24 protein-coding genes are annotated in these 24815 nt (G+C 42.5%); 14 read left to right on the forward strand and 10 right to left on the reverse strand.

The window, feature by feature from the left end:
- The first annotated feature begins 298 nt into the window (after positions 1-298).
- The 13 genes from rpmH to C1712_RS09040 all read left to right on the forward strand — a co-directional run bounded on the left by rpmH (position 299) and on the right by C1712_RS09040 (position 11884).
- Positions 299-433 (forward strand): 50S ribosomal protein L34, encoded by a 135-nt coding sequence (gene rpmH, locus C1712_RS08980; protein WP_008977969.1) that lies wholly within the window; start codon positions 299-301, stop codon positions 431-433.
- A gap of 52 nt (positions 434-485) precedes the next feature.
- Positions 486-818: a ribonuclease P protein component gene (gene rnpA, locus C1712_RS08985; protein WP_102268568.1), complete on the forward strand. Its 333-nt coding sequence runs from the start codon at positions 486-488 to the stop codon at positions 816-818.
- Between the two features lie 23 nt (positions 819-841).
- Positions 842-1720, forward strand: coding sequence for a YidC/Oxa1 family membrane protein insertase (locus C1712_RS08990; protein WP_102268570.1), 879 nt, complete (start codon positions 842-844; stop codon positions 1718-1720).
- 13 nt (positions 1721-1733) lie between these two features.
- A complete protein-coding gene (locus C1712_RS08995; protein ID WP_102268572.1) occupies positions 1734-2339 on the forward strand; it encodes a Jag family protein in 606 nt (201 codons plus the stop codon).
- A gap of 336 nt (positions 2340-2675) precedes the next feature.
- The gene (locus C1712_RS09000) at positions 2676-3080 is read left to right on the forward strand and encodes a DUF4829 domain-containing protein (protein WP_102268574.1); all 405 of its coding nucleotides are present in this window, start codon (positions 2676-2678) and stop codon (positions 3078-3080) included.
- A 242-nt stretch (positions 3081-3322) separates the two neighbouring features.
- Entirely contained in the window at positions 3323-4291 is a 969-nt protein-coding gene (locus C1712_RS09005; RefSeq protein ID WP_180963109.1) for a helix-turn-helix domain-containing protein, read from the forward strand.
- A 298-nt stretch (positions 4292-4589) separates the two neighbouring features.
- Positions 4590-5585, forward strand: a complete 996-nt coding sequence (aroB, locus tag C1712_RS09010; RefSeq protein WP_102268578.1) for a 3-dehydroquinate synthase — start codon at positions 4590-4592, stop codon at positions 5583-5585.
- An 11-nt stretch (positions 5586-5596) separates the two neighbouring features.
- Complete coding sequence (gene aroC, locus C1712_RS09015; protein ID WP_102268580.1) at positions 5597-6733, forward strand: chorismate synthase; 1137 nt, start codon at positions 5597-5599, stop codon at positions 6731-6733.
- Positions 6730-7746 (forward strand): 3-deoxy-7-phosphoheptulonate synthase, encoded by a 1017-nt coding sequence (gene aroF, locus C1712_RS09020; protein ID WP_102268582.1) that lies wholly within the window; start codon positions 6730-6732, stop codon positions 7744-7746. Before aroC ends, aroF (C1712_RS09020) begins: the two co-directional genes overlap by 4 nt.
- Before the next feature lie 10 nt (positions 7747-7756).
- Positions 7757-8776, forward strand: a complete 1020-nt coding sequence (gene aroF, locus C1712_RS09025) for a 3-deoxy-7-phosphoheptulonate synthase (protein ID WP_102268584.1) — start codon at positions 7757-7759, stop codon at positions 8774-8776.
- A complete protein-coding gene (gene aroA, locus C1712_RS09030) occupies positions 8773-10047 on the forward strand; it encodes a 3-phosphoshikimate 1-carboxyvinyltransferase (protein ID WP_102268586.1) in 1275 nt (424 codons plus the stop codon). The genes aroF (C1712_RS09025) and aroA overlap by 4 nt, the downstream gene beginning before the upstream one ends.
- On the forward strand, positions 10037-10921 hold the full coding sequence (locus C1712_RS09035) for a prephenate dehydrogenase (protein ID WP_102268588.1): 885 nt from the start codon (positions 10037-10039) through the stop codon (positions 10919-10921). Before aroA ends, C1712_RS09035 begins: the two co-directional genes overlap by 11 nt.
- A 48-nt stretch (positions 10922-10969) precedes the next feature.
- Complete coding sequence (locus C1712_RS09040) at positions 10970-11884, forward strand: DUF1848 domain-containing protein (protein ID WP_245858113.1); 915 nt, start codon at positions 10970-10972, stop codon at positions 11882-11884.
- A gap of 172 nt (positions 11885-12056) precedes the next feature.
- On the opposite strand, the gene C1712_RS12720 is transcribed toward C1712_RS09040, so the two are convergent.
- The 9 genes from C1712_RS12720 to tmk all read right to left on the reverse strand — a co-directional run bounded on the left by C1712_RS12720 (position 12057) and on the right by tmk (position 22315).
- Positions 12057-12194 carry a hypothetical protein gene (locus tag C1712_RS12720; protein ID WP_178200331.1) on the reverse strand — a complete coding sequence of 46 codons (138 nt, stop codon included), beginning with the start codon at positions 12192-12194 and terminating at the stop codon, positions 12057-12059.
- 219 nt (positions 12195-12413) lie between these two features.
- Entirely contained in the window at positions 12414-12941 is a 528-nt protein-coding gene (gene nrdG / locus C1712_RS09045; protein ID WP_102268592.1) for an anaerobic ribonucleoside-triphosphate reductase activating protein, read from the reverse strand.
- Complete coding sequence (locus tag C1712_RS09050; protein WP_102268594.1) at positions 12934-15282, reverse strand: anaerobic ribonucleoside triphosphate reductase; 2349 nt, start codon at positions 15280-15282, stop codon at positions 12934-12936. The genes nrdG and C1712_RS09050 overlap by 8 nt, the downstream gene beginning before the upstream one ends.
- A gap of 238 nt (positions 15283-15520) precedes the next feature.
- Positions 15521-17407, reverse strand: coding sequence for a ribonucleoside triphosphate reductase (locus C1712_RS09055; RefSeq protein ID WP_102268596.1), 1887 nt, complete (start codon positions 17405-17407; stop codon positions 15521-15523).
- Complete coding sequence (locus C1712_RS09060) at positions 17395-18552, reverse strand: anaerobic ribonucleoside-triphosphate reductase activating protein (protein WP_102268598.1); 1158 nt, start codon at positions 18550-18552, stop codon at positions 17395-17397. Before C1712_RS09060 ends, C1712_RS09055 begins: the two co-directional genes overlap by 13 nt.
- A gap of 195 nt (positions 18553-18747) precedes the next feature.
- A complete protein-coding gene (gene rsmI, locus C1712_RS09065) occupies positions 18748-19602 on the reverse strand; it encodes a 16S rRNA (cytidine(1402)-2'-O)-methyltransferase (protein WP_102268600.1) in 855 nt (284 codons plus the stop codon).
- 11 nt (positions 19603-19613) lie between these two features.
- On the reverse strand, positions 19614-20720 hold the full coding sequence (ricT, locus tag C1712_RS09070) for a regulatory iron-sulfur-containing complex subunit RicT (RefSeq protein ID WP_102268602.1): 1107 nt from the start codon (positions 20718-20720) through the stop codon (positions 19614-19616).
- Positions 20713-21690, reverse strand: coding sequence for a DNA polymerase III subunit delta (locus tag C1712_RS09075; RefSeq protein WP_102268604.1), 978 nt, complete (start codon positions 21688-21690; stop codon positions 20713-20715). The genes ricT and C1712_RS09075 overlap by 8 nt, the downstream gene beginning before the upstream one ends.
- Positions 21671-22315: a dTMP kinase gene (tmk, locus tag C1712_RS09080; protein WP_102268606.1), complete on the reverse strand. Its 645-nt coding sequence runs from the start codon at positions 22313-22315 to the stop codon at positions 21671-21673. The genes C1712_RS09075 and tmk overlap by 20 nt, the downstream gene beginning before the upstream one ends.
- 193 nt (positions 22316-22508) lie before the next feature.
- On the opposite strand from tmk, the gene C1712_RS09085 reads away from it, so the two are divergent.
- On the forward strand, positions 22509-23324 hold the full coding sequence (locus C1712_RS09085) for a purine-nucleoside phosphorylase (RefSeq protein ID WP_102268608.1): 816 nt from the start codon (positions 22509-22511) through the stop codon (positions 23322-23324).
- A 204-nt stretch (positions 23325-23528) separates the two neighbouring features.
- Here C1712_RS09085 and msrA read toward each other — a convergent pair whose 3' ends face one another.
- On the reverse strand, positions 23529-24764 hold the full coding sequence (gene msrA / locus C1712_RS13165) for a peptide-methionine (S)-S-oxide reductase MsrA (protein WP_102268610.1): 1236 nt from the start codon (positions 24762-24764) through the stop codon (positions 23529-23531).
- Positions 24765-24815 lie beyond the last annotated feature (51 nt).

A 24815-nucleotide genomic window follows, 5' to 3' on the forward strand; every position in this document is an offset into this window, starting at 1 on the left:
AATTGAAATCAATATCAAATATTCAGATAAGGTACTACTATTATATGAATCAATAAAATAAGATCATGTGAGATTTTTTCAAACAACTGGCGATTCTATCATTTTATGATTACAAAATAATGATGAAAAACACATTCGAAAAATAAATTGATTACCTATTAAAATAAGATGGAAAAAAGATCTGGGAGCTTGTTCCTAAAAATGAAATAATACTTGACGAATACCGCAAATTTATATATAATCAAAAAGCAATGCTCAATTATGTATAAAAAATGAATAGAAGTGGAGGTGGCTCATTATGAAAAGAACATATCAACCGAGCAAAAGAAAACACCAGAAAACTCACGGATTCAGGGCCAGAATGGCTACTGTTGGAGGACGCAAAGTCTTAGCGCGTCGTCGTAGTAAAGGTAGAAAAGTGTTATCAGCATAAAAATCACCTTCGGGTGATTTTTTTGTAAAAGATGAAGAAAGGGGTATCAGACATGAAAAAGCAGTTTCGTATCAAAAAGAGTGAAGAATTTGCTGAAATCATGGGTGCAAAGAAATTTTATACATGTCCTTCCTTTGTCATTTATGTAAAACCACGAAAAGAAGATCATGCAAGAGTAGGTATTTCAGTCGGTAAAAAGATCGGAAATGCGGTTGTACGCAATAAAGTGAAGCGCCAAGTACGGATGATATTGCATGAAATATTTGATTTTAACGGCAATTTTGACATGATTTTATTGGTTCGGATAAAATATTTAGATGAAAATTACAATACCAATAAAAACTGCTTGGAAAAATTGCTTAAAAAAGTTAAAATAGATAAGTAAGTGATAGCGAGGAGAATGTATCAATGAAAAACATTATGAAGGATAAGCGAAAATTATTGCTGTTATGTGTTTTGGTTTTAGTGGTATTGACCGCTTGTTCCAGTCCGCGCGGTGAGGATGGAAAAATTTTAGCAGAAAAAATCATCAGTTTGGATACACCGTTTACTTTAGATGGAAGCTGGTTTGACGGATTGATCGTATGGCCGATTGCACAGTTGATCAATTTAGTGGCTTCTCATAGTGATGCCGGTATCGGTGTCATTGTCGCAACGCTGCTCATTCAGCTTTTGACTTCAGCATTTACGATCAAATCACAAGTATCTTCTCAGAAGATGCAGATGATGCAGCCGGAGCTCAGTAAGATTCAAGCAAAATATGCCGGCAAGACCGATGAACAGTCAAGAATGAGAATGGCACAGGAAATGCAGGCTCTATATTCCAAATATAAAGTCAATCCATTCAGTTCGATCTTGGTGATGTTTTTACAGTTTCCGATTATTTTAGGAATGTATCAGGCAGTACAGCGTGCTGATACCGTCATCAACGGAAACTTTTTAGGTATCAATCTTTCTATCAATGCCATTGACGGTATTAAAGCATTTGATATTGCATTCATCGTAATTTTTGCACTGATGGTTGTTTCTCAGTTTGTTTCAATGAAAATTCCGATGTGGCTGCAAGCGCGCAGAAAGAAGAGAATGCACATCAAAGAAAAGAAATATGCACAGCCGGAAAACAATGGCGGCATGATGAAAAATATGAATACGATGATGTATGTCAGCATGGGAATGGTTGCGGTGTTCGCACTGATGTGGCCATTGGGAATGTCATTCTACTGGATGGTTTCTTCCATTGCTCGTATCATTCAAAATTTCATTATTGATAAATTCTTTATTAAGTAACGGAGGTGTTTTCATGAAAGAATATACAGGTAAGACTTTAGAAGAAGTCCTGCATCAGATTGCTGATGAAAAAGGTGTCAGTGCCGATGCGATCACTTATGAATTAGTAGATGAGAAAAAAGGGTTTTTAGGAATCGGAAGTGAAGTGACAGTACGTGCATACTGTGAACCGGATATTCAAGAATTCATGAAAACATACTTAACTGCTTATTTTAATAACATCGAAATGGATGTGGCGATCACGATCGAAAATGATGAAGGTTTTTATCGCATCAATCTGGATGCCGATAACAATGCGATCTTGATCGGCAGAAACGGACAGACTTTACAGGCAATCAATACAGTGTTGAAAACTGCCGTTTCCAGTGAATTTAAGAAACGTATCGGAGTACTGATCGACATTAACGGCTATAAAGAAGATAAATATGAAAAAGTATGTTCTTTAGCAAAACGGGTTGCCAGAACAGTACAGCGTACTAAAACTGATGCAGTATTAGATCCGATGCCTGCCGATGAAAGAAAAGCCATTCACAACGCTTTATCAGATATGGAACATATCATGACCCAAAGTGAAGGAGAAGGCAATCAGCGTCGATTAAAAATTATTTACGCAGAATAAAAGATAACAAAGAAGCTGTAACGAAACAGACAATTTCATAAAGAAATGAGATTGCGGGTGAAGTTACAGCTTTTTTTCTATCTTAATTTTATTCAGGTTATGTCATGCAATATAAAATGCAATAAGAAGGTAGGATAACTAAATGATGTATGATGTTTTAGATTGTCCATAGTTTTTTTTATCTTTTATGATAGATGATCCTATACAAATAATAATACATGATTTATATATTTTTTTTAAGTCTTTTTTATAATTTGTATTCATTTATAATTAAATTATAGAAAGGACAACATAATTGTTGTAATAGAAATAGTTGCACCAAGAGAGGAAAATAAAATGAAAAAAATAATATTGATCTTGACTGTGTTTCTTCTGCTAATAGGCTGTCAAAAAAAGATGACTTCCAAACAAGTCGTAGAAAATTACTTCAACTATATCAATGAAAAAAATGAAGAAGGATTTAACAATTTATTCGCGGTTCCATTAAAACCAGAAGATACAGAAACATTGTTCAAAGGAATAAAAGAAATAAAAATAAGAGAAATAAACGTAGTAGAAAAAGACGAACATCTAATGGAAAAAGAGGAGAAAGAAGATGAAATCACATATTATGTAGACTTTGATCTGATTTATAATGAGAATAATGAAGGCATTACCTATAATGACGGCGGTGATACAAGAAACTTTTATTTGAAGAAAGTAAAAGGCGAGTGGAAAATCATATCTATTGGATTATTATAAATGATAAAACAAGAAAGAGACTGTAAGAAACAAACAAGTTCATAAAGATGAAATTGTTATGAAGTTTTATAGCCTCTTTTTTATAAAAGCAGATCATTCATACAGAAACAGCATATAAAATGTGATACAATCAAGATAATTGATAGAATTTATGTTTCCGCAACCTGAAATTGACAAAAAGAAACAGAAAATTGGTAGTGAGAAAAAGCGGCTTTTATTATAAATAAAGCGAGGTGATGAAAATGAAATTTAGTGAGAAATTAAAACAATTAAGAAAAGACAAAGGAATGTCACAGGAAGATCTGGCATTTGAACTGAATGTATCAAGACAGGCAGTGTCAAAATGGGAGAGCGATAATGCTTATCCGGAAACCGATAAACTGATTCAGATCGGTAAACTGTTTTCTGTTTCGATCGATTATTTGTTGAATGAAGAAACAGATCATAATAAGAATGAAGAAATGTTCCCGCAACAATCATTTTATGAAGTCAGTATGGCAGAAATGAAAGATTATTTAACCTTCAAAAAGAAATTTGCGAAGATGATCGGTATTGGCGTCATGCTATGTATCCTATCTTTATTGCCGCCTTTGATCAGTACAGAAATGAAGCAAATGCAAAGGATCGCAAATGATGAAATACTGCTAAAAGATGCGCTTGGTGCAGCCGGTATGTTTTTAATTGTAGCGGTAGGCGTCATTATATTTATCATATATGGAATTAAAAATGCCCAGTTTAATAAAAAATATGAACAAGAATTAACGATCAAAAAAGAAGATTATCGTTATTTGGAAACAGAGCATCAACAGTTCCATGATCACTTTATCATTGCTATGGCAAGTGGTGTATTTCTTTGTATCTTTGCATTGATTTCGGCTATTTTAATTGATGCAATCATAGAAAAAGATGTTTATACAGGCGGTTCTTTATTTATATTTGTTGCCATTGCCGTATATATCTTCATTTATTTCGGATTACGAGAATCCTCTTACCAGTTCTTTTTAGAACATGAAAAATATCAAAAAGAGAAAGAAAAAGAAAAGAAAACAGAAGAAATGACCGATCGCTATTTTGAAATCGTTATGCCGATCGTTGGTGTTTTATACTGTGGCTTTGGTTTATGGACCGGTATCTGGCATCCATCTTGGATCGTTTTCCCACTTACGGCTGTAATCATACTGGCTTATGCAGCTATAAAAAATAAGCAATAGAGAACAGACAAACCTTTCCTTCATAGCCATGCAATAATCTGATTTGGCAATAAAAAAGATCAAAATGCTGAAAATGTTTCAAAAATTATTGAAAAACTATTGAAAGTAAGAGATAAAAGTATTAGAATAAACGCATAGGAGTGATGACCATGCAGAAATTCTCACAATTCTTTTACTTTTATTTTGAATCGTAGTCGAGAAACCATAAATAGCATGGTTATTTTTGATTTTTCGATACAGACAAAGCACAAACGAGAAACAGAAGTTGTGCTTTTTTTATTAGAAAAGGAGGATGCGTATGAAAATACCGGTCATGATCCCAAATCATGAGTATGATATTATATTAGAGCGAGGAGCGCTTGCCCACTTAGCAGATTATGTAAAAATACAGGGAAAGGTACTGCTGATCACTGATACAGGAGTACCGCAGGCGCATATCGAGCTTGTATCAGCACAGCTTGCGGATTGCGATTGCTATATCGTAGAACAGGGAGAAGGCAGCAAATCTTTTACGGTATTGCAAAAAATTTTGTCTTATATGCTTGCACATGATTTTCAGCGCAGCGATTGTGTGATTGCACTGGGAGGTGGTGTAGTCGGCGATTTAGCAGGTTTTGCCGCAAGTATTTACATGCGCGGGATCCGCTTTATCAATTTTCCGACGACGACTTTGGCACAGATCGACAGCAGCATCGGCGGAAAGACCGCAATCAATTTAGATGGTGTGAAAAATGTGATCGGTGCGTTTTATCAGCCCTCCTTGGTCATCATTGATCCGGAAGTATTAAAAACACTGGATCATCGACAGATCGTCAGCGGCTTGGCAGAGGCATTAAAAGCAGGGTTGATTGCCGATGCAAAATTATTCGCTTTGTTTTCACGAGCAGATCCGATGGAAGAAATCGAAACGATCATTTATCGCTCTTTATTAGTTAAAAAGCATATCGTTGAACAAGATGAAAAAGAAACCGGGCTGCGAAAATTATTAAATTTCGGACATACGATCGGACATGGCATGGAAGCCTGTTATCTGGATTCCCTTTATCATGGTGAAGCGGTGGCGCTGGGTATGCTTTATTTTATTGAAAATGAAAGTTTGAAAGAACAAGTCATCAAGATTTATGAGAAACTGGGATTACCGTGTACATGTGATTATGAAAAAGAAGCGGTATTTACACATATCGCACATGATAAAAAAGCATCGGAGCATACGATTGACGTCGTAGTGGTAAGCGATGCAGGGAAAAGTCATATAGAAAAGATGTCTTTTGATGAGATCAAAGCCTGTTTATAGGAGAATACAATATGAAAAATACGTTTGGAAGCAATATTCAGTACACCCTGTTTGGAGAAAGCCATGGTGAAGCAATCGGTATCGTGATTGACGGATTGCCGGCGGGGATCGCATTAGATCTTGATTTAATGGAAAGACAGATGGAAAAGCGCAAAGCGAAAGGGAAAATTTCGACACAGCGAAAAGAAGCAGATCAAGTAAAGATCATCAGCGGTTATTTCAACGGTCATACAAGCGGAACACCTTTGACGATCCTGATTGAAAATACAAATGTCAAATCACAGGATTATGCGCGAACCCAGATGCTGCTGCGGCCATCGCATGCAGATTACAGCGCACATGTAAAATATCGCGGTTTTGAAGATTATCGCGGCGGCGGACATTTCAGCGGACGATTGACCGCACCGATCGTTGCGGCCGGCAGCATTGCCATGCAAATCTTACAACAGTTGGGCGTACAGATCGCAACACATATTGAAAAGCTGCATGATTTAGAAGATGTGCGCTTTGGACAAACGATCGAAGAAGTGGAAACGCAGATTGCTTATTTGCAAGATCGCTCATTTCCGACATTAGATGAAACATGTGGAAAAGCAATGATAGAAAAGATCGAAGCCTGTGCAAAACAAAAAGACAGCGTTGGCGGAATATTGGAAAGTGCAGCGATCCATGTGCCGGCGGGACTAGGCGAACCGTTTTTTGATTCGATCGAGAGCATTCTTGCACATCTGCTGTTTTCGATACCGGCGGTAAAAGGCGTATCCTTCGGCAGTGGATTTGACTTTGCGAATTTGTATGGGAGTGAAGCGAATGATGCCTTTGCATTAAAAGAAGGAAAGATCGTGACCAAAAGCAATCATAATGGCGGAATCAACGGCGGGATCACCAATGGTATGCCAATTCATCTGCATACGGTGATCAAAGCAACCCCATCTATTTACCAAGAGCAGGACAGCGTTGATCTGCAAAGCGGAAAAGAAGCAAAACTGACGATCAAAGGCAGACATGATCCGGCTATTTTACACCGGGCGGCGGTCGTCGTAGACAGTATGATCGCCATTGGCCTATTAGAAGCACTTTGTCAGCAAGAAGCAGGTATGGCGTTGATCAAACAAATGAGCAGTAACGAAAGAGGAATGATAGTATGATTATTACAATGAAGAAAACGGCAACACAAAAAGATCTCGATTCCATCATTTCTATGATCGAATCAAAAGGATTACATGTCAATATGATTTCCGGTACAAGTTACAATGTATTCGGTGTAGTCGGTGATACGACGATTTTGGATATGAAGACCATTGAAGCAAATAACAAGGTTGAAAGCGTCATGCGTGTATCTGAGCCGTATAAGAAAGTAAACCGGTTATTTCATCCGGAAGATACGATCGTAGATGTAAATGGTATCAAGATCGGCGGAAAAGAGAAGATCGTCGTAATCGGCGGACCTTGTTCAGTCGAGGGACAGGAACAAATATCCCGCATTGCCAAAGAAGTAAAAGAAGCGGGAGCGGATATGCTAAGAGGAGGCGCTTATAAGCCGCGTACTTCCCCATATGCGTTTCAGGGATTAGGTTTTGCAGGCATCATGAATTTGGAACAGGCAAAGAAAGAAACCGGTATGCCGATCGTCAGTGAAATCATGAGCGTAGATAAAATTGATGAATTTGTGGAGCATGTGGATATTTTGCAGGTTGGCGCCCGCAATATGCAGAATTTCGATCTGTTAAAAGCACTTGGTAAAACCAATAAGCCGATCTTGCTGAAGCGCGGACTTTCCAACACGATCGAAGAATGGCTGATGTCGGCAGAATATATCATGGCAGGTGGTAATCCGAATGTGATCTTATGTGAACGCGGTATTCGCACCTTTGAAAAATATACGCGCAACACATTAGATCTCAGCGTCATTCCGATCATTAAAAAGAAAACACATCTGCCGATCATCATCGATCCATCCCATGCGACAGGCGATTGGGAACTGGTGGAAGCAATGAGCTTAGCAGCGATCGCGGCGGGTGCAGATGGTTTGATCATTGAAGTGCATGACCATCCGGAGTGTGCGTGGAGCGATGGGGCACAGTCATTAAAACCAAAACGCTTCAAAGAACTGATCGAAAAAGGGCGTGTGATCGCCAATGTTGTAGGACGCAGCATGTAGGAGGAATTTTATGATCATAACCGTAAAGGCGAATATTCCCGAAAAAGAACTGGAACGAATCAAAAGACAGTTTGAAGAACAGGGCTTTCAAATCAATGACAGCTGTGGCGCCAATTATCATATATTGGGACTGATCGGAGATACGACCACATTAGATGAAAAATCGATCTTAGCAGATCCTTATATTTCACAAGTTACGCGTATCGCCGTTCCTTATAAACAGGCCAGCAGGCAATTTCATCCGGAAGATACGATCGTAGATGTAAATGGTATCAAGATCGGCGGAAAAGAGAAGATCGTCATAATCGGCGGACCTTGTTCAGTCGAGGGACAGGAACAAATATCCCGCATTGCCAAGGAAGTAAAAGAAGCGGGAGCGGATATGTTAAGAGGAGGCGCTTATAAGCCGCGTACTTCCCCATATGCGTTTCAGGGATTAGGTTTTGCAGGCATCATGAATTTAGAACAGGCAAAAAAAGAAACCGGTATGCCGATCGTATCAGAACTGATGGACAGCGAACAGTTGGAGGAATTTGTCGAACATGTGGATATCATTCAGATTGGCGCCCGCAATATGCAAAACTTTTCTTTATTGAAAGCGGTCGGAAAGACGAAAAAACCGGTACTGTTAAAAAGAGGGCTGGCAAATACGATCGAAGAGTGGATCATGTCGGCAGAATATATTTTGGCGCAGGGCAACCCCAATGTCATCTTGTGCGAACGCGGCATTCGCACCTTTGAAAAATATACGCGCAACACATTAGATCTCAGCGTCATTCCGATCATCAAAGAAAAAACACATCTGCCGATCATCATTGATCCATCGCATGCGACCGGCGATTGGAAACTGGTAGAAGCGATGAGCTTGGCGGCAGTTGTGGCAGGCGCAGATGGTTTGATGATTGAAGTGCATGACCATCCGGAATGTGCATGGAGCGACGGTGCGCAAAGCGTAAAGCCAAAACGCTTCAAAGAGATCATTGAAAAATGTCGAAAAGCAGCAAAGATCGTCGAAAGGGAATTAGGATGAAAGCAATCGTATATCCTTGCACTCCTTTCGGCACCTGTGTCATTCCGCCAAGTAAATCACTCAGCCATCGTGCGATCATCGCCGCCGCTTTGGCGTCCGGCACCAGTATCATTGAAAATATATCTTATTCAAAGGATATTTTGGCTACCATTGAAGCGATACGAACGATCGGGGCGAAGATCACAGAATCAGGAACGACTTTGACGATTCAAGGGATTGGGACGTTGCAAGATCTGCCGCAGAAGATGATCGACTGCAATGAATCCGGCTCGACGCTGCGCTTTTTGATTCCCTTATTTGCACTGTCTGAACAAAGCATGATCTTTACCGGAAAAGGGCGATTGTTGGAACGTCCGCAAAGTGTTTATCAAGAGTTGTTTGCGAAACAAGGGCTGACATTTTTACAAAATAAAGAACAGATCGTCGTGCGGGGACCTTTACAGGCAGGCGATTATGTACTGGAAGGAAATATCAGCTCACAGTTTATCAGCGGATTATTGTTTGCATTGCCGCTGCTTCCCGCTGCTTCCTCAATTACCGTAAAAGAACCGTTTGAATCCGCTTCTTATGTGGAATTGACGATCGATGTTCTAAAACGATTCGGCATTGAGATCATGCGAGAAAGTCACAATCGCTTTATGATCAAAGGAAATCAACAGTATCAAGCGGCGCATGATCGGGTGGAAAGTGATTATTCACAGGCTGCGTTTTTTGCGGTGTTAGGAGCGTTACATAAGGGAATCACTTTATCAAATCTCTCAGTCACCTCGAAGCAAGGAGATCAGGCAATCTTAGCGATATTGGAAAAAAGCGGAATCATCATTGATCAAACGAAGGAAAATGTCGTGATTCACGGTGGTGAAGTACAGGGAAGTGAAATTGATTTAGCCGACTGTCCGGATCTTGGACCGATCTTAATGGTACTGGGCGCATTTGCCAAAGGTATGACGCATATTTATCATGCCAAACGGCTGCGCTATAAAGAAAGTGATCGAATCGCGGCAATGGAAACAGAACTAAAAAAATTAGGTGTGGAAATTTCCAGCAGTGAAGATGAGATCTGGATAAAGGGAAGTCCTGCTTATCAAGGCGGCGTTGCACTCGAGGCGCATAATGATCATCGCATCGTCATGAGTTTAGCAGTTGCGACGACGCTTTGTAAGAAGCCTTGTGTCATTATCGGGGCGCAGGCAATTTCTAAATCTTATCCGCATTTCTTTGCTGATCTGGAACGCATCCGAGGAAAGGTCGTGCTGCAGGATGAAAATTAAACAGGATACCCGGTTTTTGATCATCGGCTTAGGTTTGATCGGCGGCAGTTATGCAATGGGATTAAGCAAAGCGGGCTATTCGGTCTTTGCGATCGATCAAGAGCAGGAAGCGATCGACTACGCTTTAGAAAAACAGATGATCGTAAAAGGAGCATGCACAGATGATGAAGGTACGGTAATCGCTTTGATCAAACAGGCGGACTGCATCTTATTTGGACTTTATCCAAGTGCGATCCTTCCCTGGATCAGCCGATATCAGCAATATATCAAAAGCGGTGCGCTGCTGAGCGATGTCAGCGGAGTAAAAGCGGCGATCGTCCCTTCTATTCAAGCGGCGCTGCGAAATGATCTGGAATTTATCGGTGCACATCCGATGGCGGGTAAAGAAGTATCGTCAAATCGATTCAGTGATCCTTCTATTTTCAAGATCGCCAATTTCATTATTACACCAACAGAAAAAAACAGTAGCGCTGCCATTGCTTTTATGAAAGAATTTGCGCATCTTTTAGGATTTCATCATACAGCGATATTATCCTTGCAGGAGCATGACCGCATGATCGGCTTTCTTTCTCAATTGACGCATATCATAGCGGTTGCTTTGATGAATACAAGTGATAATACACATCTGGCCGAATATACCGGTGATAGTTTTCGTGATCTAACTAGAATTGCGAAGATCAATGAACAGCTGTGGAGCGAGTTATTTTTCTTAAATAAGCCGGTGCTTTTGGCAGAGATCGATGCTTTTTCGAAAGCTTTGGCATCACTTAGAAAGGCACTGGCCGAAGATGATGAAGAAAAGTTAAAGGAATTGATGCGCTTATCAACGAAGCGCCGTAAAGTATTTGATCAAAAACAGGAGGAACATAATTGATTCGTGATCATAAGCAGGCACACGCCTGTTTTTTGATTCTGTGATACAATGATAGAAGAGGTGATGGCGATGATCTTATTTGTCAGCGGCCGCTGTGACATTCCGGCCTTTTATTCCGAGTGGTTTTTCAATCGGCTAAAGATCGGTTTTGTCGATGTTAGAAATCCATATGATCAGCATCAAATATCGCGTATCCTTTTAGATGAGAAGCATATTGACTGCATTGTATTCTGTACCAAAAATCCCCTGCCGTTATTACAGAAACTCGATGCGATTCCATTCCCGTTTTTGGTGCATGTTACATTGACACCGTATCATCAGGATATAGAGCCGTTTGTCCCTGATAAAAAACAGATTTTATCCGCAATTCGCACCCTTTCTGAAAAACTGGGAAAAAAACGGGTAATCGTTCGTTATGATCCGATTTTATTGACGGAACGCTATACGCTTGCTTATCATAAAAAAGCGTTTGCTTCTTTGTGTGAAAAACTAAGCGGCTATGTGGATACGATCATTATCTCTTTTGTAGATGATTATCGCAATATGCGCAGCCATGCGATCCAAATCAAAATGTACGCACCGAAAGAGGCAGCCTGCCGGGAACTGGCAAAGGCATTTTATGACAGTGCCGCAAAGCATCAGATCAGGGTGCAGACGTGTGCGGAAAATATGGATTTGCGGGAATATGGGATCGAAAATCGACCTTGTTTTGCGGAAGCAGATCTGAATGATCGCTTACATACGGCAATTTATTTTCAAAAAGGGAAAAGCGTACGGAAAAACTGCAGCTGCCTGCCTACCGTAGATATTGGCGATTACAATGCCTGTTCCTATCGCTGCCGCTATTGTTATGCCAATTATGATGAATCGAAGATAGCAGAAAATACACATAGGCATGATCCGAATAGTTCCGTCTTGATCGGACATGTGGAAAAAGAAGATAAAATTACGATCAGAAAATGATCATCATATGTGCGTTTTATATGACATAAAGAGAATGCATAAAAACGTATAAGATCAACGAGCATACGTTCATAAAAAAAGACTTTGTCGCAAGCGATCAAAAGATCAGGCTGCGAAAAGTCTTTTTCTTTATCTGCATGATGAAATACTACTTCACAAAGGCAGTACCTTTCTAGGAAGGGTGTTGTTCCTCAAACTTTTTATTCTTGGAAGCAACATTCCGATAACCTTTTTCCATTTTCGGAATGCCGATGCAAAGTGCCGCGATGACAACCGCGATGCAGATACATGCAATGATGATGCCCAGCATAATAAGCCTCCTTTCTTCATTATGATTTGTTCAGTTATTACAGAAAGATCTGTAAAGGGTATCTCTATTATCATCATAACGCATTTTAACGATACTGCAAGCGCTTTTATGAAAAATCTTAAAGTTTTTTTATTTTGTCTGTTATAAAAACCTACTAATGAACACAAATCTATACGATAACAAAAAAGGAACCTCATGCAAAGAAGTTCCTTTTATGGTCTATTCATCAAGATGCTGATTGACCTCATCATAAGCGCTCAAGATCACCTGCTGCTTTGCCAGCGACTGCTGCACATCAATGATCCGCTGATTTTTGGATCCTTTGAAGCGCAGTCGATAATCTTTTTGTGCTTCAATGAAACGTCCGTCTACCAATACGTCTATATGTTCCAGCAGTGCTTTTTTCTCTTTGTCACACAGCAGTTCCTCAAATGTATAACCACTGTATGCCCAGACGTTGAGCTTCATTTCCTCTTTCGCAAAGACAGCGATCGGAATCAGCGCCGCGCTTTGATCAAAGGGTTCACCGCCGGATAAGGTCAGCCCGCTTTGTAAACGGATCTGTTTCATCTCCTCGATGATACGTGTTACATCCACTGATACACCGCCGTTTGGATCGTGTGTCTGAGGATTATGACAGTTTGGGCAGTGATGGGGACAGCCTTGTGTCCAAAGCACCATGCGTAAGCCCGGTCCATCAACGATACTGTCTCTTTGCAGATCAGAAGCAAGCCTTACACTAAGCATGCTTTACGCGATCTCTTTCTTCAGCCGCCTTGGAATCATTGAAACGGTCAAGTGTACCTACTAAATAGCCGGTAATACGTCTGATCTTTTCAAATTTCATTTCGCTCTTGTATTCATCACGGCCGCATTTCGGGCATACATGTCCTTCGATCACTCCGCTGTATCCGCAGACCGGATCACGATCCACCGGATGATTGATGCTGCCATAGCCGACGCCGGCTTCTTTCATACATCTTACGATTGCTTCAAATGCTTCCAAGTTGTTGCATGGATCGCCGTCCACCTCTACATAGGAAATATGACCGGCATTGGTAAAGGCATGATATGGTGCTTCTCGTTCGATCTTTTCAAAGGCGCCGATGTGATAGTAAACCGGTACATGGAAGCTGTTGGTATAATATTCACGATCGGTAACGCCCGGAACCACACCGTAAAGTTTTTTATCAATGCGCGTAAAGCGTCCGGATAATCCTTCTGCCGGAGTGGCGATCAAAGAGAAATTGAGATGATACTGATTCATCGCCTCATCCATGCGATCACGCATATGACCGATGATCTTTAAGCCTAAAGCCTGCGCTTCATCACTTTCTCCGTGATGTTTTCCAATCAGCGCTTTCAAGCATTCCGCTAAGCCGATAAAGCCAACGGTAAGAGTACCTTGCTTGATCACTTCTTCTAACGTATCATTCCAGTTTAACTTATCAGCGCCGAGCCATACACCCTGTCCCATTAAGAACGGGAAGTTTTTCACTTTCTTTTGTCCCTGGATCGCCATACGCTCTAATAACTGCTGAATGACAGAATCGATTTTCTCATCTAATTCCTGGAAGAAACCGGCTTCATCGAATTTACCGTTTAATGCCACACCGTGCTTTAAGCCTAAACGCGGAAGGTTAATGGAAGTAAAGGACAAATTGCCTCGTCCGGTTACGATTTCCGGTCCGCAGCAGTTGCTGATCACACGCGTACGGCATCCCATATAAGTCGCTTCCGTATCCGGATCTCCTTCCTTATAATATTGCAAATTGAACGGTGCATCCAAGAAAGAAAAGTTCGGGAACAAACGCTTTGCGGAAACGCGGCAGCTTAACTTGAACAAGTCATAGTTTGGATCGCCTTCATTGTAATTGACGCCTTCTTTTACTTTGAAGATCAAGATCGGGAAGATCGGTGTTTCCCCATTGCCCAGACCTGCTTCCTGTGCTAATAACAGATTTTTCGATACCATACGACCTTCACTGCTGGTATCGGTGCCGAAGTTGATGCTGCTGAAAGGAACCTGTGCGCCGGCACGAGAGTGCATCGTATTCAAATTATGGATAAAGCCTTCCATTGACTGGAATGTCTTTTTATCAGTGTCTTTCAAAGCATTGCGATAAGCAAATTCCTCGATCAGATCCATTTGTTTATTGCCGATATGATAGGTATCGTGCAAGAAAGTACGCTGCTTTTCTAAATATTCCTGTTTCATATCGATTTCCGGCTGCATGCCCCATGCTTTGATTTGGTTTTCTAAGCTATCCTTCAGATCGATTTCATCATCGACCAGCACTTCCAAAGCACGGCTTAAATTGCGGATATATTCGCGTTTGAAGGTTTTGCGTACGCCCGGTGCCAAATAGTAGTCAAAGGATGGAATGCTCTGTCCGCCATGCTGATCATTTTGATCGCTTTGGATCGCAATCGCCGCTAATGCCCCATAGCTTAAAATATCCTGCGGTTCACGCAGATGACCGTGTCCTGTTGAGAAACCGCCGTTAAATAATTTATTCAGATCGATCTGACAGCAGGTCAAAGTACCCATATTCATAAAGTCCATATCATGAATATGAATGTCGCCGTTTTCGTGCATTTTCGCATGCAGCGGATTCATGACTTCATTCATACAGAATTCTTTAGAAATGGCGCTGCCGTATTGCAGCATCGTACCCATTGCGGTATTACCGTCAATATTGGCGTTTTCACGCTTGACATCGCCGTCCTCACCATCGGCATCCGCATATGTGATCTGTCCGATCGCTTTCATGATGCGGGATTTGGAGTTACGGATTCGAGAACGCTGATCACGATACAAAATGTATGCCTCTGCGGTTTTCGCATGTCCTTCTTCGATCAGCACTTTAATGACCGCATCCTGAATATCCTCTACATTAGGGGTCGCGTCAAAGTGTGATTCAAGATAATGAATGACCTTAGTCGTCAAAAGTTCGGCAGTTGTGTAGTCCGCTTCCTTTCCTTCCTGCGATGCTACGCTGTTGGCTGCTAAATAAATGGCCCGTGTAATTTTTTCCGGGGTGAAATGGATTTCGCGTCCATCTCTTTTTTGGATCATCGTAATCATAATTCTCTTCCTTTCTTAGTTGATCATTTTGCCTGTTTTCAGAATCGGTTTTCTTCTTGCACAAACAGGTATATTTTAACGAAATTCATATTTGATTTCCAGTAGGAAACTTCATTTTCAAAAATTTTACAATTTTCTCCTACAATGTGTTGGATGAAATGAAGGCAGAAACCTTCGCTTTGTGAAAAGATCGCTTCTTTGATTGTTCAGATATGTTTTCAGTAAAGAAACTATCATTTCATTGTGTGGATAAAGATAATTGAAAATACGGAAGCCGATAGTGTTTCAATACCTTTTTTACCAATAGCTCCAGTATTTCGGTATCCGTCTGCGGATCCTCTAAATGGATCGTGAATAAAGGGCCGGCAGTAAAGAGCGGCTGTAATGTGTTTGCCAGATCCATCTGCTCAAAGAGGTCGGAAGGCGGATGAGGAGGCAGAAAGACGCCGGCGCTGTAGACATCGCTTGCATGCATGTCCTTTTCCATTTGCGGATAACGGCTGCGATCGCTTTTCGCAAAGCGCTGAAGACAGGTCGATTGCATTGTTTCCGCCAGATTAAAAGCGCATCCATACTGCTTTTGATAACCGATCAGCTTTACGCGCATATGGGTCAATACAGCTTTCGCAAACGCCTGTGTTTTCTCGTGCAATAAATCTTGCTTCAGCCAGTTCGCATAAATACCGGCTTCATTCATCCCGACGATGCCGATCGTGGCAAAATGGTTCGCAAAGCTGTGCAGGTAGCGTTTGGTATAAGGATATAAGCCTGCTTCCATGAGTTTGTCTAATACACTGCGCTTCATTTGCAAAGCGCGTGCCGCCAGATCCATCTGCTTATCTAACTTCACATAGAAATCCGTTTCATCTTCCGCCAAATAAGCGATGCGCGGCAGATTGATCGTAACCGTTCCGATCGAGCCGCTGTGCACAGCGCTGAGTTGTTCGCCGGCTGCGTGAGAAAGCTGATTTGCACTAGCTTGATGAACGTTCATGCCTTGCCAAAGCGCCTTTATATCTGCATTTTGTTCATTGATCAAACGCGGTGTGCCGCATTCTTTGATCAGCTGAAACAGCAGCTGTTTGTTTGGGTGATCGCTTGTTAGGATGGCTTCTGCCGGATAAAAAGGAATCGGATAGCGGAACGGGTTTTGCTTGCCGTCTTTTTTTAACAATACACTGAAAAATGCCTGATTGATCAGATCCATTTCCTTTTGACATTCTCCATAAGTAAACGCGGCACAAACCCCACCGACAATCGCTCTTCGATCGGCAAGATGTTTTGGCACATGCCAGTCAAACGCAATATGGATATCGGGAAGTCGTGCGCCCCATCGGCTTGGTGCATTGATGCCGTAGATCAATGCTTCCATCGCATTTTTCACTTCTTCAAAGGAAAGCTGTTCCCATTTTACAAAGGGCGCTAAATAGGTGTCAAAGGAAAGCATGGACTGTGTGCCTGCCCATTCGTTCTGCATGATGCCTAAAAAGGTATGCAGCTGATTGCAAAGAGTAAACAAATGACGAGCCGGTTTGGCACTCGCTTCACTGTAAAGCCCATCTAAACCTTCCTCGATCAACTGCTTCGGCGACCAGCCTGCGCTTACTGCACTCAGCATGGATAAATCGTGAATATGCAGATCTGCGTTTCGATGCGCCTCGGCGATTTCTTCATCATACACCTCATAAAGCCAGTAATTTCTGCTGATCGCAGCGCTGTTGCTGAAAATCAGACCTCCCATTGAAAAAGGAGCGGTGGCGTCGTTGTGTGTCAGCGCGCTTTTATCCTTTACATAGCTGTCGATCATCTCTTTGTGGTCGAGCAGCGTCGATTTCATATCGCGTACTTTTTCTCTTTGCTTACGGTAAAGAATATAAGCCTTGGCAACTTCGTGATAGCCGGACTGGATCAATATGGACTCTACACTGTCCTGGATATCCTCGACCTGAACGGCGTTGCTTTTGATCTTGCTGTCGAAATCAGCAGTTACCCGCAGCGCCAAAAGATCAATGACCGAAGGATGGATGCTGGTGCCGGTTGCCTGAAAAGCCTTTTGGATGGCAGCGGTAATTTTGGCAATATCAAACGCCGCTTTCTTGCCGTCACGCTTCATTACTTCATACACATGCCGTCACGCTCCTTTCCTTCTTTGATCTGCACACAAGCGACACTTTCCGCAAGAATTGCCTGAAAGGTGCGCATCGTATCCATATTGACCGGATGCAGACCGGATTGGATGATCTGCCCATTGTCCTCAAATACCTGCAATACACATTTCTTGGCACCGCGCAGTAGTTCTTTCATTTCCAGCAGATCGCTTTTTTCATGCAGTTCTTTGACGATCGTCGTACGAAACTCATAGGGGACGAGTCCCTGCTTCAAAAAATCAATGCTTTCTTGGATCAAATGAAAATCAAGATCATCAATGCCGGCGCTTTCCCCATAGCGTGTCCACCCGTTCTTAACATCCATCGCCACATAATCGACATAACCGTTTCTAACCAGCTCTTTCAAATAAGCGGGATATGCGCCGTTTGTATCTAATTTGATCCGGTAGCCGAGATCATGCAGCTTGCTTAAAAACGGCCGCAGCTCGTGCATCAGCGGTTCCCCGCCGCTTAAAGTGACGCAGTCGATCAGACCTGCTCGTTTGCTTAAATAAGAGAAGATCGTATCGCCGCTGATTTCATTTTGACCTTCGCTTACATAGACGAGGTTGCTGTTTTTACAGAACGGACAGCGAAAATTACAGCCGCCGGTATAAAGAACACAGGCAAGATTGCCGGGATAGTCGCGAAATGACACCTTCTGCATCTCAAAGAGCTTAAGCGATCCTCTCTTTACATCATCAAAGCTGCGTGCATTTTCACAAAGCTTCGATTGAATGCGGGAAAAAGCAGTGATATCCGCCTCCTCCATGTCTTGCGTCAAATGCTCCCACCAGTCTTTTCTTACCATATAAAGCTGGGCGATCATTCCTTTGGTTTGATCGGTCGTATATAAACGCTTTACACGCTTATCCGCTTCGTCACTTGCCATTGCGACATAATTGCTCTGCATGAGCTTCTGTATGCTTTTGGTGATCGTTCCCTTGTCATAGCCGCACATATCTGCTAAGCGATTCATCGCGATGCCTTCATGTTCATAAATCTGAATCAGGATCGGCAAATGAGAGAAATTGATGTCATAGGCTTCCAGACATTTGTCATAATACTTTTGGGTGCAGCGATATAAGATCGAGGTATCCATTAAAATATCACTGTCTTTCATCTGTCGAATCCTCCTGTCTTTTACTATGATAGCACTAGATAGTTGAACATTCAACTATTTATCTGCATGTAAATGATTTTCATTTGTTTGTCATCACTTTTCTGCTCGTGAAGGCATCGTTTTTTAATGGTTTTGAAACGATTTTGCATAGAAAAAGCCGTTTTGTGTACGGCTTTCCTTTCACATGCTATTTGATCAAGACCACTCATTCAAATAATGCTTATAGACTTCGTTTTTTGCGATCCCAAATTCTTTGGCAACACGCTTGATCGCATCTTTTGCCGATAATCCTTCTTCCAGATAGCGAGAGATCTGATCGTTTAATATCGCGCTGTCGATTGCTTTTTCTTTCTTTTCTAAACAGCCTTCCATGACGATGACCATTTCCCCTTTGCATTCTTTCGCTGCCTCCAGCACCTCTGAGATCCTTCCCCGTAAAAATTCTTCATGCCGCTTCGTTAATTCCCGTGCTAAGCACATATTGCGATCCCCCAATATTTCTAAGCAGTTTTGAAGTGTTTTTGTGATTCGATGCGGCGCCTCATAGAAAATCATCGTATAGGGCATCGTTTTTAAGGCATATAGTTCTTCACATTGCTCCTTTGTTCCGCTTTTCAAAAAACCATAGAATAAGTAAGGCTGCGGTCTTAGACCGGAAGCAACCAGTGCATTCATTGCCGCATTTGCGCCGGAAATCGGTACGACGCTGTATCCGGCAGCTAATACGGTTCTGACTGCTTCATAGCCGGGATCAGAGATCAGTGGATAACCGGCATCACTGACGACCGCTACATCTTTTCCCTCTTCCAAATAGCGAAGCAGACCTTTCGCGCTGTCTTTTTCATTATGGGCATGATGGGCGACCAGTTTTTTTGAAATATGAAAATGATTCAACAGCTTCATCGTATTGCGGGTATCTTCTGCGGCGATGACATCGACTTCCTCCAAAACAGATATGGCGCGTGTGGTAAATTCATCTAAATTGCCGATCGGCGTTGCCACTAAATACAAAGTTGCTGTCTTTTCATCAAAGCTTTTTTGTCTAAACATATGGCAGCACCTTATCCTTTCTTTTCACTGTCTTTTGGTTTATGGTGATGCCGATGCTGATGATTACGCCGACGCCGCGTTTTATCTTGGCCGCTTTGCATCTTTCCTTCTTCCCTCTGTCCTTTTTGCTTTTGATTAGCGGCTGGCTGTTCAACGGTGTTCTTTTTTTCCGCAGGACGCTTTTTTTCGTTTGTCACATCTTTCATTGCTGAAGGCCGCTTCGTTCCTTTTGGTTTGTTTTCCTCTGCAGCTGCCGTGTGTTCCTGTTTCGTTTGCTTGCCTAAATCTGGCCACAATTCATCAAAGCTTAAAAACTGCACGTCTTCTTTATTTTCGATCTTGACCTGACGAAGCAAAACATTCATGCTCGTTATGCGATAGCGTTGTCCTTTGTATTCTACCTGTGCATTCATTTTCGGCAAGCCCTGCCGCAGTTCTTTATATTGTTCATCTTCATAGCGCAGGCAGCACATCAGTTTTCCGCACTGTCCGCTTAACTTCGATACATTGAGCGCCAGCAACTGGTTTTTAGCCATATTGATGGATACAACTTCAAAATCATTCAAGAAGCGAGAACAGCAGGTTTCCATACCGCAGCTGCCCAGACCGCCGACGATCTTCGCTTTGTTGCGGGGACCGATCTGCCGCAGCTCGATGCGGCACTTGAACACAGCTGCCAATTCCTTTAATAATTCTCGGAAATCGACGCGTTCATCGGCAACATAGATAAAGATGATCTTAGAGCGATCCAGCGTATATTCCGCTTCGATCAAATTCATTTCCAATCCCAGCTTATGGATGAGCTTATCACAGATGACCAGCGCTTCTTTGGCTTTTTCCTCATTGATCTTTACCGCTTCCTGATCTTCTTTGGTTGCCTTGCGCAGCAGCGGCTTTGTTTCCAAGCCGTTTTGATTGACGATGAACGGTGTACATGCTTTTACGATCGTACCCAGTTCCTGTCCGCGTATGGTTTCTACTACGACTTGATCACCGACCTGATAATGATCATCATCACAGCCGAAGGAATACATTTTTTTAGAATCTTTGAAGCAAACATATGCGAAATAGCGATAAGTGCGCGGTTCCTGCGGCTTATGGCTTTTATTTTCATTCATGTGAGAGAACCTCCTTTATACGATACATCAGCTGATCGATCAGCATTGCGACATTTACCGATCGAAGCAGCAAGTCATCACTTTCCAATAAGATCGTCAGCAGAGCGCTGCGATCGAAGCGTTTCTGTGCGATCAGCGCCAGCTGTTTTTGATACCATGGATCCTGACAGGCGCACTGCGCTTTCATACTGTCCTCAAACAGGATCCGATAAAACTGCAGCAAAGCGTGCAGCCACTTTTTTTCTTCTTTCTGTTTTTTACAAAAGCCTTCTAACTGCAAGATCAACATTGCGTCGTCAATTCCATCGAAAAGCACATCTATCGTTTTTTGAAAACAGCTGCGGGCATTTTGATAATACTCGCTTTGTGCTTCATTCATACAGGCTTGTGCACTGCGATTCAATTCAGAGAGCAGGTAAGCATCCAAATCATCCATTCCCAGCTCCAGACATTTGCGATAACAGCTTATTTTGGATAAGGGGTGAAATGTGATGATCTGGCAGCGGGAAACGATTGTCGGCAGTACTCGATCCAGCTGTTCAACCAAAAGAATCGCCAAACGATCATTTGCGGGCTCCTCAAGAAATTTTAACAATGCGTTCTGTGCTTCTGCCGTAGCATTTTCCATGCGCTCGATGATATAGACCTTGCGGCCGTTTTTTTCCAGAGCGGTTTTGTTCAGCTCATGCTGCAGCTTCATCATGTCCTCTTTTTTGATGGAGACTGCTTCTCCGCTTAAAGAAAGAACATCGCTGTGCTGTCCTGCTTCGATCCTTCTGCATGTTTCACACACTTCGCATGCTTCTGTTTCTTGGCAGTTCAGTGATTTCGCCAGAAATAATGCCGTTTCTTTTTTCAGGGTGCCCTTTGGACCATGAAACAAATAGGCATGTGCCAAATGATCTTGCTTCAGCGCGCGGGTAAGCGTCTGATAGGCGATCGGCTGTAAATCACGAATTTCCGTTTTCATGTTCTTTCACCAATGCCATGATTTCTTCATAGCAGTCCTGAAATACCTGTTCTATGCTTTGTGACGCATCTATGATATGGATACGCTTTGGAAATTGGCGCAGTACCTGCTGATACCCTTCGGCAACCCGGTCATGGAATGCCTGGCTTTCCTGATCTAAACGATCTTTGAACGAGCGATCCTGAATGCGTTTCAAGCCTTCTTCGGGAGATAGTTTCAAAAACAGGGTGCGGTCAGGCATATGTTCGTCGATCGCAAACTGATTGATCTGATATACGGCGTCAAAGCCGATGGCTCTGCCAACGCCCTGATATGCGAGAGAGCTGTCGATAAAGCGATCGCATAAAACAATCTTGCCTGCTTCTATTGCCGGCACGACTTTGGAAATGAGATGCTGACGACGGCTGGCCGCATATAAAAGCGCCTCGCAGCGTGCGTCCATATCGGTATTGTTTGGATCAAGGATCAGATTACGGATGGCTTCGGCGATGCGATCACCGCCCGGCTCTCTTGTTAATATGACCGGATAGCCTTCTTTTTTAAGTGCCTCATACAGCATATTGCTGATAGTGGATTTTCCGCTTCCATCATTTCCCTCAAATGTGATAAACAAACCTTTTTTCATGTTATCCCTCGCAATCTTCATTATTATAACATGAAATAAGAATGAACAAAACCAAAACCCCGTCCCCTGCTTCCTTTTTGATCGAAAAGTGCAGAAAATATCTTTTTCTACCAAAAAGCAGATCGTTTTGTTATACTGTAAAAGAAAGAAGCATCGTCATGCATTCTGAATAATCAAGAAAAGGAGCAAATTTATGTATCGAAAAATTGATGAAGCGGTAAATACGATAAAAAGCAAAGTGAGAAAACCGATCGATCTGGCGATCATCTGCGGATCCGGTCTGGGAGCGCTTGCCGACCAAATCGAGGATGCGATCGTATTGGATTATGAGCAGATTCCTCATTTCCCGGTTTCTACGATTCCGGGACATGCAGGGAAGCTGGTGATCGGAACCTTGGAAGGGAAAACGGTTTTGGCAATGAAAGGACGTTTTCATTATTATGAAGGACATCCGATGGAAATCGTAACTCTGCCGGTGCGTGTGTTTGCCAGACTTGGCATAAAAAATCTGATCGTAACCAATGCCTGCGGCGGTATCCGCGATGATCTCATGCCGGGACAGATCACTTTAATTGAAGATCATATCGGCTTTATGGCACCCAGTCCTTTAAGAGGTCCGAATTTAGATGAATTCGGTCCGCGCTTTAAGGATATGAGCGAAGTTTACAGTCAATCGCTGCGCACGCTTGCAAAAGCATGTGCGAAGGAACTGCAAATCGCTTTGAAAGAAGGTATCTACTGTTTCTTTAAGGGGCCGATGTTTGAAACGCCGGCAGAGATCCGTGCCTTGAAAACGATCGGTGCGGATATGGTCGGTATGTCTACGGTGCCGGAAGCAATCGTTGCAAGACACTGTGATATGAAGGTGTTGGGAATCTCACTAATTACCAATAAGGCTGCCGGCTTATCGAAAGGCGAACTCAATCATCAGGAAGTGATGGAAGCGGCAGATCGTGCGGAAACTGAACTCATCGCTTTGGTGAGAGCGTTTGTGAACAAGCTGCAATAAAAACATTTCGACAGTATTTTACTCATAAAAACAAAAATGCCTGCTATACTACTATTAGGGAATTTCCCGTTTATATAGATCGCGCGCATAAGAAAAACCGGATGCTTTGTGAGGCAGACCGGTTTTTCTTTTATTTCTATATTGCATAAAGATCTTATCGAAAAAGTTTTTATAGAAGAATCGGTTTTATTTGAGGCAGGTGTATTACCAAGAGGTTTTTTGTTCTTCCTTTTTCAGTTTGGAAAAATCCACATGGCAATAGCCGTTTGGATTTTTTAACAGATACTGCTGATGATACGCCTCTGCATCATAAAAGCAGGTAAGCGGCTGCACCTCGGTCAAGATCGGCGACGGATAGTCTGCCTGCTTCTTTTGGATCCAGGTGCGGATCGTTTCTTCGTCCGCTTGATCCAGATAGTAAACACCGGTGCGGTATTGACTGCCCCGATCTTCTCCTTGTTCATGGTAGGCGGTAGGATCAATGATACGAAACAGCAGCTCTAGGATCAAAGGAAGATCGATCAGACGATCATCGTATTGGAGACGGCACGCTTCCACATGATTGGTTTGATCACTGCATACTTCTTCATAGGTAGGGTTTGCGGTAAATCCTTGCGCATAGCCAACACTTGTCTGTAAGATGCCTTTGACGCGGCGATAATATTCCTGTACGCCCCAAAAACAGCCGCCTGCTACGACGATTTCATGCAGATGCTTGGCATTTTCACATAAATCCCGAACGACCTTGGATGCGGCAGCCAGTCCTGCGGCAGGAGGAACAAACGATGAACTGGCAGGCGGTATTTTCGCTTTGCGGGTCTTTCCATCCGCATTGATGATACGGTTTTGTACGATCGGCTGCTCTGTTGAAAAAATGACCGGTATTCTGCCATAGATCCGCTGTTTTTTTACAAGACTGCGCAGTATTTTTGCCAATGGATCATAGCTTGTCTGATCCAGTGTCGTGATCGTGATCTTGGTGGGATCGAGGCGATTTGCCATGCCCAAAGAACTGATAAAAGGAATCTTTTTTTCCAGACAAGTCTGTATCAGTTCCAGTTTAGCGCTGATCGTATCGATCGCGTCTACGACATAGTCGATTTTTTGTGAAAACAGCTGTTCATTTATCGCTTTACTGTAAAAGCAGTCATAACAAATGATCGTGCAGTCTTTGCGGTACGACTTGATCCGTTCTTTCATGACCGCAGTCTTTGCTTTGCCGATGGTTCCATAATCAGCATGGATCTGTCGGTTCAAATTGCTTTCGGCAACGATGTCATGATCGACTAAGATCAAAGTGCCGATCCCGCTGCGTGCCAATGCTTCGGCAGCAAAAGAACCGACCCCGCCGATGCCGACGATCATAACGGTTGCATGACTTACAGCCTGCATGCCTTTTTCTTTTAAGAGCAGGCGGGTCCTTGTTTTAGCATCTTCCATAACGGTTTGTATGATCGCGATGATTTACGATCACTGTGCCTCCTTTCTTTT

Origin of the sequence: Massilicoli timonensis, from assembly GCF_900199515.1 — a bacterium.
Classification (GTDB): Bacteria; Bacillota_I; Bacilli_A; order Erysipelotrichales; family Erysipelotrichaceae; genus Massilicoli; species Massilicoli timonensis.

Excerpts from the sequence above, each read along its gene's own strand:
- C1712_RS09035 (WP_102268588.1), top strand. The coding sequence starts at position 10,037 with ATGAAAATTAAACAGGATACCCGGTTTTTGATCATCGGCTTAGGTTTG.
- aroF (WP_102268584.1), top strand. The coding sequence starts at position 7,757 with ATGATCATAACCGTAAAGGCGAATATTCCCGAAAAAGAACTGGAACGA.
- C1712_RS08995 (WP_102268572.1), top strand. The coding sequence starts at position 1,734 with ATGAAAGAATATACAGGTAAGACTTTAGAAGAAGTCCTGCATCAGATT.
- C1712_RS09075 (WP_102268604.1), bottom strand. The coding sequence starts at position 21,690 with ATGAAAACGGAAATTCGTGATTTACAGCCGATCGCCTATCAGACGCTT.
- C1712_RS09060 (WP_102268598.1), bottom strand. The coding sequence starts at position 18,552 with ATGAAAGACAGTGATATTTTAATGGATACCTCGATCTTATATCGCTGC.
- rsmI (WP_102268600.1), bottom strand. The coding sequence starts at position 19,602 with ATGTTTAGACAAAAAAGCTTTGATGAAAAGACAGCAACTTTGTATTTA.
- ricT (WP_102268602.1), bottom strand. The coding sequence starts at position 20,720 with ATGAATGAAAATAAAAGCCATAAGCCGCAGGAACCGCGCACTTATCGC.
- C1712_RS09005 (WP_180963109.1), top strand. The coding sequence starts at position 3,323 with ATGAAATTTAGTGAGAAATTAAAACAATTAAGAAAAGACAAAGGAATG.
- C1712_RS09050 (WP_102268594.1), bottom strand. The coding sequence starts at position 15,282 with ATGATTACGATGATCCAAAAAAGAGATGGACGCGAAATCCATTTCACC.
- C1712_RS09085 (WP_102268608.1), top strand. The coding sequence starts at position 22,509 with ATGTATCGAAAAATTGATGAAGCGGTAAATACGATAAAAAGCAAAGTG.
- rnpA (WP_102268568.1), top strand. The coding sequence starts at position 486 with ATGAAAAAGCAGTTTCGTATCAAAAAGAGTGAAGAATTTGCTGAAATC.
- aroB (WP_102268578.1), top strand. The coding sequence starts at position 4,590 with ATGAAAATACCGGTCATGATCCCAAATCATGAGTATGATATTATATTA.
- aroF (WP_102268582.1), top strand. The coding sequence starts at position 6,730 with ATGATTATTACAATGAAGAAAACGGCAACACAAAAAGATCTCGATTCC.
- nrdG (WP_102268592.1), bottom strand. The coding sequence starts at position 12,941 with ATGCTTAGTGTAAGGCTTGCTTCTGATCTGCAAAGAGACAGTATCGTT.
- aroC (WP_102268580.1), top strand. The coding sequence starts at position 5,597 with ATGAAAAATACGTTTGGAAGCAATATTCAGTACACCCTGTTTGGAGAA.
- C1712_RS08990 (WP_102268570.1), top strand. The coding sequence starts at position 842 with ATGAAAAACATTATGAAGGATAAGCGAAAATTATTGCTGTTATGTGTT.
- tmk (WP_102268606.1), bottom strand. The coding sequence starts at position 22,315 with ATGAAAAAAGGTTTGTTTATCACATTTGAGGGAAATGATGGAAGCGGA.
- C1712_RS09040 (WP_245858113.1), top strand. The coding sequence starts at position 10,970 with ATGATAGAAGAGGTGATGGCGATGATCTTATTTGTCAGCGGCCGCTGT.
- C1712_RS12720 (WP_178200331.1), bottom strand. The coding sequence starts at position 12,194 with ATGCTGGGCATCATCATTGCATGTATCTGCATCGCGGTTGTCATCGCG.
- rpmH (WP_008977969.1), top strand. The coding sequence starts at position 299 with ATGAAAAGAACATATCAACCGAGCAAAAGAAAACACCAGAAAACTCAC.
- aroA (WP_102268586.1), top strand. The coding sequence starts at position 8,773 with ATGAAAGCAATCGTATATCCTTGCACTCCTTTCGGCACCTGTGTCATT.
- msrA (WP_102268610.1), bottom strand. The coding sequence starts at position 24,764 with ATGGAAGATGCTAAAACAAGGACCCGCCTGCTCTTAAAAGAAAAAGGC.
- C1712_RS09000 (WP_102268574.1), top strand. The coding sequence starts at position 2,676 with ATGAAAAAAATAATATTGATCTTGACTGTGTTTCTTCTGCTAATAGGC.